This is a genomic window from Azonexus sp. (assembly GCF_049652925.1).
GTDB lineage: Bacteria > Pseudomonadota > Gammaproteobacteria > Burkholderiales > Rhodocyclaceae > Azonexus.
Genome location: NZ_JBASFI010000025.1, coordinates 154680 through 171623, shown reverse-complemented (window position 1 = coordinate 171623; position 16944 = coordinate 154680). Strand labels below are relative to the sequence as shown.

Annotated in this window: 15 protein-coding genes and 1 pseudogene; 12 read left to right on the top strand and 4 right to left on the bottom strand. The window is 56.6% G+C overall.

Going from position 1 to position 16944, the window contains the following annotated elements:
- A pseudogene (locus tag WBK19_RS14530) lies at positions 1–135 on the top strand (ABC transporter ATP-binding protein); the annotation flags it as partial.
- A gap of 150 nt (positions 136–285) precedes the next feature.
- Here WBK19_RS14530 and WBK19_RS14525 read toward each other — a convergent pair.
- Complete coding sequence (locus WBK19_RS14525) at positions 286–768, bottom strand: hypothetical protein (RefSeq protein ID WP_511290908.1); 483 nt, start codon at positions 766–768, stop codon at positions 286–288.
- A 262-nt stretch (positions 769–1030) separates the two neighbouring features.
- Complete coding sequence (locus tag WBK19_RS14520; protein ID WP_511290906.1) at positions 1031–1681, bottom strand: hypothetical protein; 651 nt, start codon at positions 1679–1681, stop codon at positions 1031–1033.
- A gap of 91 nt (positions 1682–1772) precedes the next feature.
- Here WBK19_RS14520 and WBK19_RS14515 point away from each other — a divergent pair, with 91 nt between their 5' ends.
- Both WBK19_RS14515 and WBK19_RS14510 read left to right on the top strand, forming a co-directional pair.
- The gene (locus WBK19_RS14515; RefSeq protein ID WP_511290905.1) at positions 1773–4115 is read left to right on the top strand and encodes an EAL domain-containing protein; all 2343 of its coding nucleotides are present in this window, start codon (positions 1773–1775) and stop codon (positions 4113–4115) included.
- Positions 4116–5007: 892 nt separating this feature from the next.
- Positions 5008–5235, top strand: coding sequence for a hypothetical protein (locus WBK19_RS14510; RefSeq protein WP_511290903.1), 228 nt, complete (start codon positions 5008–5010; stop codon positions 5233–5235).
- 96 nt (positions 5236–5331) lie between these two features.
- On the opposite strand, the gene ahpF is transcribed toward WBK19_RS14510, so the two are convergent.
- Together ahpF and ahpC are read right to left on the bottom strand one after the other, a co-directional pair.
- A complete protein-coding gene (gene ahpF, locus WBK19_RS14505) occupies positions 5332–6897 on the bottom strand; it encodes an alkyl hydroperoxide reductase subunit F (protein ID WP_511290901.1) in 1566 nt (521 codons plus the stop codon).
- A 113-nt stretch (positions 6898–7010) separates the two neighbouring features.
- Positions 7011–7574: an alkyl hydroperoxide reductase subunit C gene (ahpC, locus tag WBK19_RS14500; protein WP_511290899.1), complete on the bottom strand. Its 564-nt coding sequence runs from the start codon at positions 7572–7574 to the stop codon at positions 7011–7013.
- A gap of 217 nt (positions 7575–7791) precedes the next feature.
- Here ahpC and WBK19_RS14495 point away from each other — a divergent pair, with 217 nt between their 5' ends.
- From WBK19_RS14495 to WBK19_RS14455, 9 genes are all read left to right on the top strand, one after another.
- Entirely contained in the window at positions 7792–8118 is a 327-nt protein-coding gene (locus WBK19_RS14495) for a chaperone NapD (protein WP_511290897.1), read from the top strand.
- Positions 8115–10628 (top strand): nitrate reductase catalytic subunit NapA, encoded by a 2514-nt coding sequence (napA, locus tag WBK19_RS14490; RefSeq protein ID WP_511290895.1) that lies wholly within the window; start codon positions 8115–8117, stop codon positions 10626–10628. The genes WBK19_RS14495 and napA overlap by 4 nt, the downstream gene beginning before the upstream one ends.
- An 86-nt stretch (positions 10629–10714) precedes the next feature.
- On the top strand, positions 10715–11158 hold the full coding sequence (locus WBK19_RS14485; protein ID WP_511290893.1) for a nitrate reductase cytochrome c-type subunit: 444 nt from the start codon (positions 10715–10717) through the stop codon (positions 11156–11158).
- Entirely contained in the window at positions 11155–11805 is a 651-nt protein-coding gene (locus WBK19_RS14480) for a NapC/NirT family cytochrome c (RefSeq protein WP_511290891.1), read from the top strand. The genes WBK19_RS14485 and WBK19_RS14480 overlap by 4 nt, the downstream gene beginning before the upstream one ends.
- Before the next feature lie 224 nt (positions 11806–12029).
- Positions 12030–12329: an HU family DNA-binding protein gene (locus tag WBK19_RS14475; protein ID WP_226401804.1), complete on the top strand. Its 300-nt coding sequence runs from the start codon at positions 12030–12032 to the stop codon at positions 12327–12329.
- Between the two features lie 132 nt (positions 12330–12461).
- A complete protein-coding gene (locus tag WBK19_RS14470) occupies positions 12462–12749 on the top strand; it encodes a hypothetical protein (RefSeq protein WP_511290889.1) in 288 nt (95 codons plus the stop codon).
- A 40-nt stretch (positions 12750–12789) separates the two neighbouring features.
- Positions 12790–13953 (top strand): UbiH/UbiF family hydroxylase, encoded by a 1164-nt coding sequence (locus tag WBK19_RS14465; protein ID WP_511290887.1) that lies wholly within the window; start codon positions 12790–12792, stop codon positions 13951–13953.
- A 30-nt stretch (positions 13954–13983) separates the two neighbouring features.
- Entirely contained in the window at positions 13984–14667 is a 684-nt protein-coding gene (locus WBK19_RS14460) for a DsbC family protein (RefSeq protein WP_511290914.1), read from the top strand.
- 75 nt (positions 14668–14742) lie between these two features.
- Positions 14743–16710: a diguanylate cyclase gene (locus WBK19_RS14455; RefSeq protein WP_511290885.1), complete on the top strand. Its 1968-nt coding sequence runs from the start codon at positions 14743–14745 to the stop codon at positions 16708–16710.
- The last annotated feature ends 234 nt before the right edge of the window (positions 16711–16944 follow it).

The window sequence follows — 16944 nt, the reverse complement described above, 5'->3', positions numbered from 1 at the left end:
AACCAGATGGCGCAGCAGTTCAATACGGCCATCATCGTGGTGACCCACGATGAGAAAATCATTCCTACCTTCAAGCGGATTTACCACATTCGCGATGGCAAAACCTTTGAAGAAAAAGGCCAGGCTCCGAGCTGAGTCTCAGATAGGCGGGCAGACAATGCCCTATTTCAAGCGAAATCAGATGCGGCGTCCGTTTTGCCCGCCTCTCCTGGCTGCAAGTATTGGTGGCTAACTATTTGCAGAAGTCTAGTCAATCAGAGTTCATCCCTGGTGCATCATGATTTTTCAGCCTTTGGCGGTTTTCCAACCCGTATGCTGGAAATATTTCCCATATGCCTTCAGAGCTTCAAGTGCTTGCACCGCGCCATCGTGTTGCGACTTTGAAGTTTTTCCTCTCATGGTCTCGGCGCCTTCCATCAGGTCTGCAATAACCAAGTGAAGCATCGCATCAGCCTGGGCTTCGAGTTTGCAATTCTGTATTGCATAAGCCACCTTTTCACTGATTGTCGTCGCTAATGCTTGATAGTCGTCGTTGCCATATTGATTCTTGTGAATCGCCGGTATTGCCTTCGCCATCGCTTGATTGATGTCGTTCATAGCCTGACGCAGCGGCTCATCAGTTGCCCATTTTTTTCCAGCGTTAAGGTGGAGCTTTGTCGGTTCGGCACTCCCATGGCTATGGTTGTGTGCGGAACTTTCAGCTGCGAGGATATTGGGCGAAGCTCCAAGCGCAATGGCAGTCAGAACTACAGCGAATATGGTTTTCATCGGTTCTCCTGTGGCATGGGTGAAATATCCAACTAATATAGTCAACTAATCTTAACGCAAGCTTAAAACCAAGACGGGTTTCCGTGGCTCGTTGAGTCCGCCAGCCGAAGATATTTTCAGCCCAAGTTCAATCGTTCTTGGAATGACCGATATTGGCTTTTTCTATTTTCATTATTCTCTGCGCAATTCTTAAAGAACTGATACACCGGAGTTTGGCGTAGGCTTCGCGGCGGGTATCAGAGCTAACCGGAAATTCAAGTGACTACTGATATTGACAGGAAACCGTCCGCTTCTGGCCGGGTGCTGAAATCCAAGTCGCCACCTTCAATGGCCGGACTTTAGCGGATACCTGCCGGTCAGGAGAAAAACCAGACTCGGGCCGGCGAAAGGCCGCTATTGCTTCCCTTGACCGACCGGCGAACGGCAGCTTCCATTTGTTGGCAATGACGGCAATGGGTCGAGAGCACTCGGTGACGACTGGCCGCTTATAGGAAGCGGAATTCATTGACCGCTTTTCGGCGACGAATCCGACGTGCGGGCGGTCGGCTCGCGACTCAAAACGGCCGTAGCGTTTTCCCAATAGCGGCCAGTCAGCCAATCTCAGGTTCTGAGCAATGGAATGCGCCAAAGCAGCCATCGGCGACCTCACCTTTTCGGCCAATTTGGCCGAAAGCCAGAGGGTGCTGCGGCAAACGGCCGTTGGGATATCCGGTACGAGCCCGAAAGCAGACATGCCACGGGGAAATAAAGCTGAAAATTGATTTATTGCCTGCTTCCGTAACACCGGTTTAGCAGTCACAAGCGCTGACCTGCGCTGTGGCATCAGATGGCCGATATTTGAGGAGAGCAAGACGCCAAAAGATAGTCCCCCATGTTCATTAAAACCGTTCGAATGAAAGGAACGAACCCGCAATGCGGTAGGTCAACTTAAAGCGGGATTTGGAGTGCTCATTCCCATCCAAAGAGAATCATTCTTTGAGCGGTGTGTTATTGGAGGGAGTTGTATGGATACCCGTACTCAGCCCAATTTGATTCATCGCATTCCAAGGGCAGCTTTCAGTGCCGCTTTTGAAGCAATTCCCTCGCCTTGCCTGATACTTGAGACCTCACCACCCTTCACCATCGTCGGCGCTAACGCCGCTTATCTAAAGGCGACGATGACTCAACTTGGGAATATTGTTGGTAAGCCGTTATTCGACATTTTTCCCGACAATCCCGACAACCCCTGCGCTGATGGGGTCGCTGTATTAACGGAGTCATTGAAGCGGGTCGTTGCTTCCGGACAAATGGATGTCATGCCCGTACAACGCTATGACATCCGATGCGCTGAGGACGAGGGGGCCGACTACGTGGAACGCTACTGGAGCCCGAAAAACGTTCCGGTGGTGGATGCCCAGGGCAAGTTGATTTATCTGCTCCATATAGCTGAGGATGTCACCGATTTTGTAAAGCTGACAGTCCATCTCGGCGATACCGGCCAAGAAGAAGACGGGTTGAAGAAACGCATTCAGGTACTGGAAACGGAAATGTTTCAGCAGGCCAAGGAGCGGCACGAGGCAAATCGACGTCTGCGCGAAGCCATTACCTATCTCATCTCGATGAATAGCGCCTACTTCACCAAGGAGGCCGACCTGGAACGAGAAATCGAAGCCCGACGCCTGGTTGAGCGCGAGTTACGTGACAGGGAGCAGCAGCTGCTGATGGCGCTCCAGATTGGCCGTATTGGCACCGTCGAGGTGGATTTGACCACCAATCACGTACGTGGCTCGGCGGAATTAGCTGCGCTATGCGGTATGCCAGCATTCGCTTTTGAAAGCGACATTGACACATTGATACGTGAGCGGGTGCATCCTGACGACCAGAATGGAGTATCTCTTCGACTAGACGAGGCGCGGTCGTCCGGATGTTTTGAACATGAATGGCGGACAGTTTGGCTAGATGGCACGGTTCGCTGGCTGGCTGGGCGAGCCGCGGTATCCAGGAACGGCAACGCAATACCGCAGCGACTGATAGGGGTTGGTATTGACATTACTGAACGCAAGGAAGCCGAAACCAATATTCGCCTTGCCTCACAGCATGACCCGCTGACCGGCTTGCCCAACCGGGCGCTATTCCATGAACTAGCGGCCCATCTGGTGGCCGGTCAGCAGCGTTCTGAACAGTTGGCAGCTCTCTTGTTCATAGACCTCGACCGCTTCAAGCCCATCAATGACACCTATGGCCATGCCGTGGGAGATGCCGTATTGAATGGCGTAGCGCTGCGACTTGCCAAATGTGTGCGCGAGGAGGACGTGGTCGGGCGACTCGGTGGTGATGAATTCGTGGCGATGCTGGGCAACATTCAAGATGACGAAAACGCCGGCCGGATTGCCTCTCATCTCTTGGAAAACTTAAGACAGCCTTATTTGGTTGATGATTTTGAACTCAACGTCTCGCCAAGCATTGGCATCAGTCTTTTTCCTCGGGACAGCGCAGAGGTTAATGGACTGATTCAGTGCGCCGATTCGGCCATGTACCAGGTCAAGCAATCCGGTGCGAATGCCTACCAGTTCTATCAACCGGACCTCAATCAAACCAGCCAGGAAACGCAGCGAATTGAAAAGCGCCTGCGCAAGGCCTTGGAATACGGGGAGTTCGAACTGGTTTGGCTGCCGGTCATTGACCTGGAGAATGGCAAGGCAGTGGGAGCGGAAGCTTTGCTGCGCTGGCCCGCCATGGGTATTTCACCCGAACGTTTCCTTCCGATGGCCGAAACCATGGGCATCATGCCCCCCTTGGCCCAATGGGTTCTCAACGAAGCTTGTCGGGTCCGTCAGGCGTGGCGGCAACATGGACTCCCCGACTTCCCAGTCTCGGTCAATATTTCATCGAAGCAATTCCGTCAGCGTGATTTTCCGCGCAGCCTGACCAGCGCCATGGCACAGGGCCAACTCCACGCTGGCGATTTGCGCCTGGACATTACTGAACACGCGCTCGGCAAGCATCTTGAAGAGGCAGCCCTCTCAGTGAAAGCCATTCAGAATGTCGGCGTTGGCGTTGGGCTGGACGATTTTGGAAGCGGGGTGACCAGTCTGAAGTCGATGATTAAGTTGCCGTTGGACAGTGTCAAACTCGACCGGCATTTCGCCAGCCATAAAGGAGGCTCAGATGAGGAGACCATCCTGATGGACAATGTACTCCATGCAGCGGACACCCTAGGTATATCGGTTATTGCCGAGGGGATTGATTCCAAGGAGTCTCTCGATTACCTGAGGCTGCATCATTGCACGCTAGGCCAGGGATTCCTATTCACGCATCCGTTGTCGTCTGGCGAATTCGAGGAGTGGTACAAACGCAGGGCGGCATAATATTTGGAAAATGTGCCATGTTCTGGATTGTGATAATTCAGAGACGGCTTCGGCGGTTGCTAAAGATGCGCAAAATGGGTAAATGAAAGCTGATTCCTTAGCATTGCTGGTTAGCTATTGATATTGGATAGCCACCCCGACCGTCGCCTTTTGGCCGGTAGTGTGAGGTCGGCAACGGCGGCTTTGTGGCAGTCGAGTTCGAAAAACCTGGGTTTGGCTCACTGGCCGCTATCGGGAACCCGCTACTGCAGCTTTGGGTCGGTTGCAGCCGTTCCTGAAAGGCCGAGTTAGGAACGCATCAATAGTAAGCTGGAGGCTGGTGTTGACCTTCAAATGTGTTGCCTGGTGCCCGGCTTACAAGTTATTGGGCGGCTTCGTCCAGTCCCCAAGACTTAGCGCTTTCGCATCTCGACAATCAAGGCTTAAGATTGCTCGAGTCGGGCACTAGCTACAGCGGCCAACTGTTCTGCTGCAATCCTCTGCTCACGCGCCATGTCCAAAGATATCGAGCGTATCGAGGAGGTCAGCGTCTCGAGGGTTGAAGATTTCGCTCAGACCTGGTTGTACTGGCTCGATTCAGCGGATAGTGAAGGGGGTTAATCGAGACTGAGCGGGTAGAATAGATTCAACACAGTCAGTAAATGTTGATTTTAAGAGTTGGTTTTCTGTGGCTCAAATTGAGTTTTTTAGTGTGGCTCATTTGCCCGGTGGACTTAAAATAGTCGTTTGATTAGTAACAGATTTTTTTGAGCTTACAGTTTCTGCCCATCACCACCACAAATGCAAAAACCCGCTGATTCGTCAGCGGGTTTTTCTTTTTGGTCCCCGCAATCTGGGCCAAATATTGCTAGAGCTACCTCGTGGTTTCGTTTTTCCGAAAGCGAGGTGCGTCATGCATGATTTTTCGAACTCATTTAATGCCAATCCGGCGTTGACCGAAGAGGCCATGTTCTGGATGCGTTTGGCCGCATTTGCCGGCGTTTCGGAGTATGTGCTATCGACAGGGGCTTCGTTGCTCGATGCCGAGGAGCTTTTGTTCGGCTTTTGCCTGCCGGGCGACCTGCCATCCCGCTATGCCAGTCTTTCAGGCGGTGCGGCGAATCCGCGCGTGCTGGTTTAGCTGTCCGCCGGCGTTTGTCGGATTGTCGACGAGATGAAAGAACCAATGCGCCGAAGCGGTGCATTGGTTCCGGGGCAGGCTGGTAGATCGAATCGATCAGGCCGGTGCCGAACTGCGGATCAGGTGGTCGAACGCGCTGAGTGAGGCGGTGGCGCCGGCACCCATGGCGATGATGATCTGCTTGTAGGGCACGGTGGTGCAGTCGCCGGCGGCGAAGACGCCGGGAACGGAGGTCTGGCCCTTGGCATCGATTTCGATTTCGCCGAAGCGGCTCAGGTTGAGCGTGCCCTTGAGCCAGTCGGTGTTGGGCAGCAGGCCGATCTGGACGAAGATGCCTTCGAGTTCGACGTGCCTGATCTCTTCCGTCACGCGATCCTTGTAGGTGATGCCGTTGACCTTCTGGCCGTCGCCGGTGACTTCGGTGGTTTGCGCTGACTTGATGACGGTGACGTTGGGCATGCTGTGGAGTTTTTTCTGCAGGACGGCGTCGGCGCGCAGGGTGTCGGCGAATTCGAGCAGCGTGACGTGGGCGACGATGCCGGCCAGGTCGATGGCGGCCTCGACGCCGGAGTTGCCGCCGCCGATGACGGCAACGCGCTTGCCCTTGAACAGCGGGCCGTCGCAGTGCGGGCAGAAGCAGACGCCCTTGGCCTTGTATTCCTGCTCGCCGGGCACGTTCATTTCGCGCCAGCGGGCGCCGGTGGCGAGGATGACGGATTTCGATTTGAGCGAGGCGCCGTTTTCGAGCTGAATTTCGACCAGGCCGCCAGCTTCGCTGGCCGGTACGAGTTTGGCGGCGCGTTGCAGGGTCATGATGTCGACTTCATAGTCCTTGACGTGCTGTTCGAGCGCGGCGACGAGTTTCGGTCCTTCGGTATGGCTGACGGAGATGAAGTTTTCGATGCCCAGCGTGTCCATCACCTGTCCACCGAAGCGTTCGGCCAGGATGCCGGTGCGGATGCCCTTGCGAGCGGCGTAGACCGCTGCGGCAGCGCCGGCGGGGCCGCCTCCGACGACGAGGACGTCAAAGGCATCTTTCTTGCCGAGTGCCTCGGCGGCGCGGGCAGCCGCGCCGGTGTCGACCTTGGCGAGGATTTCCTCGATGAGCATCCGGCCGGCGCCGAATTCGGCACCGTTCAGGTAGGTGGTCGGCACGGCCATGATCTGGCGTTCGTTGACCACGTCCTGGAACATGGCGCCGTCGATCATCGTGCTGGTTACGCCGGGGTTGAGGACGGCCATGAGGTTGAGCGCCTGCACGACGTCCGGGCAGTTGTGGCAGGACAGCGAGATGTAGGTCTCGAAATTGAAACTGCCGGGCAGGGCCTTGATCTGGTCAATGACTGATTGTTCGACCTTGGGCGGATGGCCGCCGGTCTGCAACAGGGCGAGGACGAGAGATGTGAATTCGTGGCCCATCGGGATGCCGGCAAAGGTGATGCGCGGCGTTTCGCCGGGCAGGCCGATGGCGAAGGAGGGGCGCAAGGCGGCAGAGCCGTCTTCACGCAGGCTGACTTTGGGTGAGAGTTCGGAAATGTCGATCAGCAGGCCACGCATTTCCTGCGCTTTGGCGCTGTCGTCAAGCGAGGCGACAAGTTCGATCGGGCGTTGCAGTTTTTCGAGATAGGCCGCGAGCTGGGCCTTGATGTTGCTGTCTAGCATATTGTTCTCCCTGAGCTGAATTTCACTGAAATTCCACGGTCAACCGGAAAATTTCGCTGAAATCCAAATGATCGAGCGGCGTTTGCCGCTCGATCCTGTTTGCCGCTAACTAATTAGATCTTGCCAACCAGGTCCAGCGACGGTGCCAGAGTGGCTTCGCCTTCTTTCCACTTGGCCGGGCAGACTTCGTTCGGGTGGGCAGCGGTGTACTGAGCGGCCTTCAGCTTGCGCAGGGTCTCGGAAATGTCGCGGGCGATTTCGTTGGAGTGGATTTCAACGGTCTTGATCACGCCATCCGGGTTGATAACGAAGGTGCCGCGCAGGGCCAGGCCTTCTGCGTCGATATGCACGTCGAAAGCACGGGTCAGTTGGTGGGTCGGGTCGCCGACCAGCGGGAACTGGGCCTTGCTGACGGCGGGCGAGGTTTCATGCCAGACCTTGTGCGAGAAGTGGGTGTCGGTGGTGACGATGTACACCTCGGTCCCGGCCTTCTGGAATTCGGCGTAGTTGTTGGCGGCATCTTCGATTTCGGTCGGGCAGTTGAAGGTGAAGGCAGCTGGCATGAAGATCACGACAGACCACTTGCCCTTGAGGCTGGCTTCGGTGACTTCGATGAACTTGCCGTTGTGGAAAGCCTGGGCCTTGAACGGTTGAACCTGGGTGTTGATAAGCGACATTGTTTTCTCCTGAGTGGGTGTTGGAAATTGAACACAACGCCATATTAGGGGCTGTTGTTTGATCAAGCCAATTGATTGGTCAAATATTGGCGATAGGGCTTGGCTATCCAAGTTTGCCTGCTCGGCGGCTAGGCAAAAAGTACTAGTCAGTTTTTCCATTGGCACTAATGAGCCCCTTTCGGCAGTATGGACTTGATACACATCAATTGAAGTCTCCGTGCGGATCAGGATCATTGCCAGCCATGGCGGCGTTGGGCTGCCAAAGCTTGAGGAGGTCAGCCGGATGAATATTTCCAGCGCCATTTTGTACATCGCTCCGGAGCGCCTTTATGAGGCGTGCGAAGCACTTCTCCTGATGCCAGGGGTGGATATCCACGCCAGGAGTCCGGAGGGTAAGGTGGTCGTTACTCTGGAGGATGACGACACGAATTCGGCTGCTGATAAATATGTAGCCCTGCATGGCGTACCCGGCGTCGCATCGGTGGCCATGGTCTATCAATACAGCGACGACGAATCAGTAAATACCGAGGAGGTAAAGGCGTGAAGCTCAATCGACGCGATTTCATCAAGGCCAATGCAGCAGCGGCGGCCATGTCAGCGGCAGGATTGTCCGCGCCCGGTACGGCCGTGGCCCAGGGCAAGGACGAGATTCGCTGGGACAAGGCAGCCTGCCGTTTCTGCGGCACCGGTTGCGGTGTTCTGGTCGGGACGCAGGAAGGACGCGTCGTGGCCACCCAGGGCGACCCGGATGCACCGGTCAATCGTGGCCTGAACTGCATCAAGGGCTATTTCCTGTCCAAGATCATGTATGGCGCCGACCGTCTGAAGACGCCGTTGCTGCGCATGAAGGACGGCAAGTACGACAAGAATGGCGACTTCGCGCCGATCTCCTGGAAGCAGGCTTTCGACATCATGGAAGAGAAGGCCAAGGCGACGCTCAAGGCCAAGGGGCCGAACGGCCTTGCCATGTTCGGGTCGGGGCAGTGGACGGTGTGGGAAGGCTACGCTGCCGCCAAGCTCATGAAGGCTGGCTTCCGCACCAACAACCTCGATCCCAATGCCCGCCACTGCATGGCTTCGGCCGTTGCAGGCTTCATGCGCACTTTCGGCATTGATGAACCGATGGGCTGCTACGACGACATCGAGCATGCCGACGCCTTCGTGCTCTGGGGCTCGAACATGGCCGAGATGCACCCGATCTTGTGGACGCGCATTACCGACCGCAAGCTCTCGAACAAGGGCGTCAAGGTGGCAGTGTTGTCGACCTTCGAGCACCGCTCCTACGAGCTGGCCGACATTCCGATGATCTTCAAGCCGCAGACGGATTTGGCGATCCTCAACTACATCGCCAACTACATCATCCAGACCGGCAAGGTGAACCAGGTGTTTGTCGACAAAAACATCAATTTCAAGAAGAGCGCTACCGACATCGGCTACGGCCTGCGGCCGACGCACGCCCTGGAAAAGGATGCGACGAGCAACGGTTATCCGGGTGCCGATGGCAAGCCGAAGGGCGATACCGGCAAGTCCGATCCGATCACCTTCGACGAATTCAAGAAGTTCGTTTCGGAATACACCGTTGAAAAGGTGTCCAAGCTGTCCGGCGTTGCCGAGAAGGACCTCAAGGCGATGGCCGAGTTGTATGCCGATCCCAAGGTCAAGATCATTTCCTTCTGGACCATGGGCTTCAACCAGCACACGCGCGGCACTTGGGCCAACAACCTCGTCTATAACATCCACCTGCTCACCGGCAAGATTTCCGAGCCGGGCAACAGCCCGTTCTCGCTGACCGGCCAGCCGTCCGCCTGCGGCACGGCGCGCGAAGTCGGTACTTTCTCGCACCGCCTGCCGGCCGACATGGTTGTCACCAATCCGGAGCATCGCAAGCACACCGAAGAGCTGTGGGGCCTGCCGGAAGGCACGATCCCCGACAAGGTCGGCTACCACGCCGTGGCCATGGCCCGCGCCCTGAAGGACGGCAAGGTCAATTTCTACTGGCAGCAGTGCAATAACAACATGCAGGCCGGCCCGAACATCAATGAAGAGCTCTATCCGGGCTGGCGCAAGCCGGAAAACTTCATCGTCGTATCCGATCCGTACCCGACGGTGTCGGCGATGGCTGCCGACCTCATCCTGCCGACCGCCATGTGGGTCGAGAAGGAAGGTGCCTACGGCAACGCCGAGCGGCGCACCCAGTTCTGGCGGCAGCAGGTCAAGGCGCCGGGTGAGTCCCGCTCCGATCTTTGGCAGGTCATGGAATTTGCCAAGCGCTTCAAGCTGGAAGAGGTCTGGCCGGCCGAATTGCTGGCCAAGGCACCCAAGCTGAAGGGCAAGACGATGTATGACGCGCTCTTCGCCAATGGTGTGGTCAACAAGTACAAGACCAGCGAAACCGCTGCCGGCTTCGATAACGACGAGTCCAAGCACTTCGGCTTCTACGTCCAGAAGGGGCTGTTCGAGGAATATGCCTCTTTCGGTCGCGGCCATGGCCACGATCTGGCCCCCTTCGATACCTACCACCAGGCGCGTGGTCTGCGCTGGCCGGTCGTTGGCGGCAAGGAAACCCTGTGGCGCTTCCGCGAAGGTTATGACCCGTACGTCAAGAAGGGCGAGGGCGTGAAGTTCTACGGCCACAAGGACGGCAAGGCGATCATTTTCGCGCTGCCCTACCAGCCGCCCGCCGAGTCGCCGGACAAGGAATTCGACATGTGGCTGTCTACCGGTCGTGTCCTTGAGCATTGGCACACCGGCACCATGACTCGCCGCGTTCCCGAACTGTACAAGGCCTTCCCGGATGCCGTCGTCTTCATGCACCCGGATGATGCCAAGGCACGTGGTTTGCAGCGCGGCATGGAAGTCAAGGTGGCTTCGCGGCGCGGTGAAATCCAGCTCCGTGTTGAGACGCGCGGCCGTAACAAGCCGCCACGTGGCCTTGTCTTCATCCCGTTCTTCGATGCCGGTCGTCTGGTCAATAAATTGACACTCGACGCGACCTGCCCGATTTCGAAAGAAACGGACTACAAGAAATGCGCCGTCAAGGTTACTCGGGCCTGATCGGGCCGAATTCCACGGTCAACCGGAAAAATGAGCCAAAAAGCGAATGGAGCCCCGGCTCCAGACGCTCATCGGAGGTAATGAATATGAGATTGATCACTGCACTGGCCCTGGCCGCCGGCATGCTCCTGGGGGGAGTGGGCGGCGTCAGCGCGCAGGAACTGCGAGTGAATGAGATCGGCATCGAGTCGATCGAGGGGAATTCCAAGGTCGATATGTTCCGGCCCGAGAAGGACCAGGCCACCATCCCGCGCAACTTCCAGAAACAGCCGCCGCTGATTCCGCACAGCATCAAGGGCTACAACATCACGCAGAACTTCAACAAGTGCATGGACTGCCACTCGAAGGAGCGCGCCGAGGAAACCGGGGCGACGAAGGTGGCCAAATCGCACTATCTCGACCGCGAAGACAAGAAGCAATCCAATATTTCGCCGCGCCGCTATTTCTGCATGCAGTGCCACGTGCCGCAGTTCGACGCCAAGCCGCTCGTCGCCAATACCTATAAGCCGGCTGCCAAGAAGGGGGAATGATGAGTCTCGATAAATTCACGCCCGCATGGGTCAAGCGCATCGGGCTGGTCACCGTATTTGCCCTGTTTGCTGCCGGTATCGTTTTCTGGGGGGGCTTCAACTGGGCTCTCGAAGCGACCAACAAGGAGTCGTTCTGTATCTCCTGCCACGAGATGGAGGAAAACGTCTTCCGCGAGTACCAGAACACGGTCCATTACACGAACCGCACCGGGGTGCGTGCCACCTGTCCGGATTGTCACGTGCCGAAAGAATGGGGCCCGAAGATGATCCGCAAGATCCAGGCTTCCAACGAGGTGCTGCACAAGATACTGGGCACCATCGATACGCCTGAGAAATTCAATGCCAAACGTGCCCAGCTCGCCCAGAACGAGTGGAGACGCATGAAGGCGAACGACTCGCAGGAATGCCGCAACTGCCACCGCTACGACTACATGGATTACACCGAGCAGGGCAACCGGGCTGCCAAGCAGCATCCGCAAGCCTTCACCGAAGGTAAGACCTGTATCGACTGCCACAAGGGTATTGCTCACCAGTTGCCGGCAATCGACCAGCATATCGGCAAGCAGAACGACGGTGCCGTAGCTATCTCGCATGGCGAAAAACCGCCTGAGGCAGCCAAGGAAGAAGAGAAGCCCGCAGCCAAATAATCCCTTTGCTGATGGCATCTAGGCAAACCCGGCCGAGCGCCGGGTTTGTTGTTTTTTGCCTGAATGGGCGTCCATGCGTATGAAAATTACAAATATTCACGCAATCGCCTGCAAATAGGCGCTCTCAGGGCAACACTTATTCAAAAAGGTATGCTACTTTTGTCGTGCTGCCGTTCCGACGGCCAGTTTTCTTAAACATTGATAGGTAACTAGGAGGCACTTAGATGAATAAATCCGAGCTGGTCGAAGTTGCTGCAAAAGAAGCTGGTATAACCAAGGCTGCTGCCGACAAGGCGCTGTCGGCCATCATCGGCGCGGTAGTCAAGACCGTGACCGCAGGGGAGTCTGTTACACTCGTTGGTTTCGGCACTTTCAAGTCCGCAAAGCGCGCAGCGCGCACCGGCAAGAATCCCAAAACCGGCGCTACGCTGAAAATTCCCGCTACTACGGTTCCGAAATTTACTGCTGGTACGGCTTTCAAGGCATCGGTCGCCGCCAAGAAGACCGCCGCCAAAAAGAAGTAATCCGGTGTTAACGAATGCGGGGTTCGTCTTCGACGGGCTCCGCTTTTATAAGTTGCAATGAATAATCCGAATCCAGAAAATCCCCCCGAAGCTCCCGTTACGGTAGCCCCGCCGCCTGATACGCGTCGCCGCTTGCGTGACCTCCTTTCGATCCCCGAGCGTGATCGAACCGATGAGCAGTGGGACGAAATCATCGAGCTGGAAATCCAGCTCGCTCCTGGTAACCGTGTTTCCAGCAATGAGCCGCTTGGCGGCAATCCTGGTCGCAGCAACATGCAGCATGGCAAGCCGGGCGGGAACGCCGGTACCGGTGGCGGCATCGGCCAACCGCAAAAGAAGCATCGCCCGCGTACCAACAACAATCGCCGACCGCGCCAGAACAAGCCGCAAACCGGCGGTGGCGGTGGCACTCCCGCCTGATCTGCTTGTTTCATTCTTCTGAAGCGGCATAATCGCCGTTATGCAGCAGTTTGATCTGATCATCGTTGGCGGAGGGCTGGCCGGCGCCAGCCTGGCCTTGGCCTTGCGCGACACGCGCTTGCGTATCGCCCTCGTCGAAAACAATCCCCCACATTCTCCTGATGGCTGGGATTCGCGTATTTACGCCATCAGCCCGGCCAACGTCTCATTCCTTGAGTCAATCGGGGCATGGCGCCATCTGGATGCATCAAGAATGGCGCCAATCCGCGCCATGCAAATTCACGGCGACGGTACTGGCCGGTTGGACTTTTCCGCATTCGAGACAGGCGTTTCTGAATTGGGCTGGATCCTCGAATCGTCGCAGATGGCTTGCGAGTTCTGGGAGAGCGCCAAACGCCAAGGCAACCTGACTCTCTTTTGTCCGGCCCGGCCGGATGGCCTGGCGTTTTGCCAGGATGCAGCCGCCCTTCATCTGAGCGATGGCACTGCCCTGTCGGCTCGCCTCCTGGTCGGGGCGGATGGTCGGGATTCCTGGGTGCGGCAGACTGCCGGGCTTGAGGCCGTTAACACGCCATACGGCGAAAAAGGCCTCGTCGCCAACTTCTCCACTGAAAAACGGCACAACAATACGGCATTCCAGTGGTTTCGTGACGATGGCGTGCTGGCCTACCTTCCGTTACCGGGGAACTGCATTTCCATCGTGTGGTCGACCCCTGATGAGCATGCTGATGAACTCTGTTCGTTGTCTCCCGAACTGCTCTGCGAAAGAGTCGCCGAGGCCGGAGGCCGGGTGCTGGGCAAGCTGGAGCTGCTCACGGCGCCGGTGGCTTTTCCCTTGCGCTTGATGCGCGTCCCGCAAACTGTCGCGCCACGGCTCGCACTGGTTGGCGATGCGGCGCACGGCATTCATCCGCTGTCCGGCCATGGTATTAATCTTGGTTTTCAGGACGCCATGACGCTTGCCAGTCAACTGGCCGCAACACAGCCATGGCACGATATTGGTCAGGAGCGCTTCCTGCAACGTTATCAGCGGGCCCGGCGCGAGGAAACCGTATTGATGCAGATAACGACAGATAGTCTGCGTCGTTTGTTCAGGGAGTCGCCGCCAGGCTTGCGCCCGTTGCGCAATCTTGGGCTGAATCTGGCCAATGGCCTGCCGTTAATAAAAAATGCCTTGGTGCGGTATGCTCTCGGCGCCCTTTAGGAGAATTGCATGTTAAAAAACTTGCTGCCGATGACCTTGGCGATGGTATTCAGTCTGAATGTTGCGGCCGATGAGGCTGATATCCGGAAGATGATGGAAGCCAAGCTCGGCACCAAGGTGGAGAGCGTCACCAAGTCCGGTTACATGGGACTTTATGAAGTCTACGCCGATGGCAATATTTTCTATACCGATGAAAAAATGTCGGCCATCGTGGTCAGCGGTCAGTTGATCGACGCGAAAACGATGAAAAACGTGACCGACGAACGCATGAAAAAGCTGACGGCGATCAAGTTCAGCGATTTGCCGCTTGATCGCGCCATCAAGCAAGTGCGTGGCGACGGCAGGCGCGTGTTGGCAACCTTCGAAGATCCCAACTGTGGCTATTGCAAACGCCTGGCCAAGGAGTTGCTGAAGCTCGATAACGTCACCATCTATACATTCCTGTTGCCAATCCTTTCCGAGGATTCTGTTCGCAAGTCCAAGCAAATCTGGTGTTCCAGTGATCGCGCAAAGGCATGGAACGACTGGATGATTGACGGCAAGGCGCCTGCTGGTCGTGAAGATTGCGATACTGCGGCAGTCACCAAAAATCAGGAATTTGGTCGGAAGCTGAATATTACCGGCACGCCAACCATGTTCTTCGCCGATGGCGAGCGGGTTCCCGGTGCAATACCGCTGGCCAGAATTGAGCAGAAGCTCAGTCAGACCAAGTAGCCCAGAGGGCGTTGAGACTCGGGCGCGCTCTCGGCGCCTATTGTGATTGGCGTATTCGGAAGGCATGATTCCCGAATGGGTATAACTTCCTCCGGACGAATGATTGGCGGCGCGTTTGGCCCACGTGTTCGGCTGGTGCTGTTTTTTGTGTTTACCTGGCTAGGCGTCGCCCTGTTGCTGGCTTTTTTGCTGAACGAAGGGCGGCACGAAGCGGAGCGAAAAGCGCCCTCTGCTGCCCTTGGCGTTACCTCCTTGCTGGAGGCGCGTCTGGCGGCGACGATGCGCCGCCTCCAAGGCAACCTTGAGCACCTGGCTGCTTCGCTGCCTCGGGATGCATTCAGGCCAGCAGCCGTTGGGCGCTTTCGGGAAACCGTGGTAAATGAACTGGAACTATTCTCCGGACAGTTTCCAGAGGTTAGCGGTTTCAGGGTCATGGATGCTTCGGGCAATCTCCTCTACGCTTCCGGTTTTTCGGTGCATTCCCCAGGGTTTACTGATCGGGACTTTTTCGGCGTGCCTGCGGAGCAATCCGGCAATGCCCTGTATTTTTCTGAAGTGATTGTGGACAAGTCGTCCGGTCGTTCGTACCTGTTCGTTATCCAGCCGGTGCGCGATGCTCATGGCGATTTGCTCGGGCTGGTGGCAGCGCCCCTTGATCTCGATGTTCTGGCGAAAGTATTCGAGACGATCAATGTGGGTGGAAAGGGCGTTGTCGGCATTTGGCGGGCCGACGATGGTCGGCAGATTTTGCAGCGGCCAGTCGTTCCTGGTCAGGTGAACCAGGCGCCGGAGAGTAATCCGCTGTACCGACGAATCGAGTCCGGAGAAAAGCTCGGAACGATGCGTTTGCCGGCGATGCTTGACGGAGTGGAGCGCGTTTACGCATTTCAGCGCATTGCAGACTATCCCCTGTATGTTGAAGGCGGTCTGGCGGTCGACGATTATCTGGCTGAATGGCGCCAGATGCTGTGGGTTGCCGCTGTGTCGGCACTGTTGCTTTTTTTGTCCCTGTCGCTGGTCCTGATTCGTTTGCTCCGTGCGGAAAACGAGGAAGAGGCGATTGCCGGCAAATTGGCGGAGAGCGAGGCTCGCTATCGCATGCTGGCCGACAATAGCCATGACGTCATATGGACGCTCGATATTCGATCCCGGCGTTATACCTACGTCAGTCCGTCCATAACCGACATGAGTGGCTATTTGCCCGAGGAAGTCGTCGGTCAGTCGATCGATGCCCGCCTGACCCCGGAGTCGGCCTCACGACTGGCCCGGGATATCGACCAGCGCCTGCGCCGAATCGCCGCCGGTGACAAGACGGCGAATGTTGTCGTCGCCGAGTTGGAGCAGGTTTGCAAGGATGGCGAGGTTATTTCGACGGAAGTGGTGTCGAGCTATTTACTGGATACCGATGGTGTCGCGCATACGATTCTCGGGATAACGCGCAATGTCAGCGAACGCAAGGCGGCGGAGCTGGCGTTGCGGGAAACGAATCGGCAGTTGCATGCGCGGATCGAGGAAATTGGTCGCTTGCAGGTTGCGCTTCAGGAACTGGCGGTACGTGACAGCCTGACCGGGCTGTACAACCGGCGTTACCTTGATGAAACCCTGGAGCGCGAGGTTTCCCGGGCGCGCCGGGAGGGAATTCCGTTGTCCCTGGTCATGCTCGATATCGATTATTTCAAGCGGGTTAATGATACTTACGGGCACCAGGTCGGGGACGAGGCCTTGCGCATGCTGGCAACGACCTTGCTGGCCGATATTCGGGTCGAAGACGTGGCCTGCCGCTATGGTGGCGAGGAGTTTCTCATTCTGCTGCCCAACATGCCTTTGGAGACGGCAATTGAGCGCGCCGAAGCCTGGCGGAAAGCGATCGAGGAGTTGTCTATCGTTCTCGGCAACTTCCACATCACTTTTACCATTTCCCTCGGGGTGGCCGCCTATCCAGAGCATGGCAAAACGCCTGATGATCTGACCCGTTGCGCCGACCAGGCGCTCTATCACGCCAAGCACGAAGGCCGTAACCAGATTTCGGTTTTTTCAGCCTGATTCGACGGCGGCCGGCCTCGTGCCGGATCGGTGGCTCGTTCACCGCACACATTCCACTTTTTACCACGTCGGCATGCGCCGTCCCGGAATGTTTTTGATTTGCCTCAACTCCTGATAAGTCACTTTAAGTGTCAATGATCCTGCATTGATTTTTAAGGGTAATTTTTCTCAAAAATCGTCTCAGCAAACTTCCGTAAGTCCTTGTTGTGTAAGAAAAAATCCCAATTTCTCGCT

What these genes read in the sequence shown, in the direction of transcription:
- WBK19_RS14525 (WP_511290908.1), bottom strand. Translation starts at nt 768, where the DNA reads ATGAAAACCATATTCGCTGTAGTTCTGACTGCCATTGCGCTTGGAGCT.
- WBK19_RS14515 (WP_511290905.1), top strand. Translation starts at nt 1,773, where the DNA reads ATGGATACCCGTACTCAGCCCAATTTGATTCATCGCATTCCAAGGGCA.
- WBK19_RS14510 (WP_511290903.1), top strand. Translation starts at nt 5,008, where the DNA reads ATGCATGATTTTTCGAACTCATTTAATGCCAATCCGGCGTTGACCGAA.
- ahpF (WP_511290901.1), bottom strand. Translation starts at nt 6,897, where the DNA reads ATGCTAGACAGCAACATCAAGGCCCAGCTCGCGGCCTATCTCGAAAAA.
- ahpC (WP_511290899.1), bottom strand. Translation starts at nt 7,574, where the DNA reads ATGTCGCTTATCAACACCCAGGTTCAACCGTTCAAGGCCCAGGCTTTC.
- WBK19_RS14485 (WP_511290893.1), top strand. Translation starts at nt 10,715, where the DNA reads ATGAGATTGATCACTGCACTGGCCCTGGCCGCCGGCATGCTCCTGGGG.
- WBK19_RS14480 (WP_511290891.1), top strand. Translation starts at nt 11,155, where the DNA reads ATGATGAGTCTCGATAAATTCACGCCCGCATGGGTCAAGCGCATCGGG.
- WBK19_RS14475 (WP_226401804.1), top strand. Translation starts at nt 12,030, where the DNA reads ATGAATAAATCCGAGCTGGTCGAAGTTGCTGCAAAAGAAGCTGGTATA.
- WBK19_RS14465 (WP_511290887.1), top strand. Translation starts at nt 12,790, where the DNA reads ATGCAGCAGTTTGATCTGATCATCGTTGGCGGAGGGCTGGCCGGCGCC.
- WBK19_RS14460 (WP_511290914.1), top strand. Translation starts at nt 13,984, where the DNA reads ATGACCTTGGCGATGGTATTCAGTCTGAATGTTGCGGCCGATGAGGCT.
- WBK19_RS14455 (WP_511290885.1), top strand. Translation starts at nt 14,743, where the DNA reads ATGGGTATAACTTCCTCCGGACGAATGATTGGCGGCGCGTTTGGCCCA.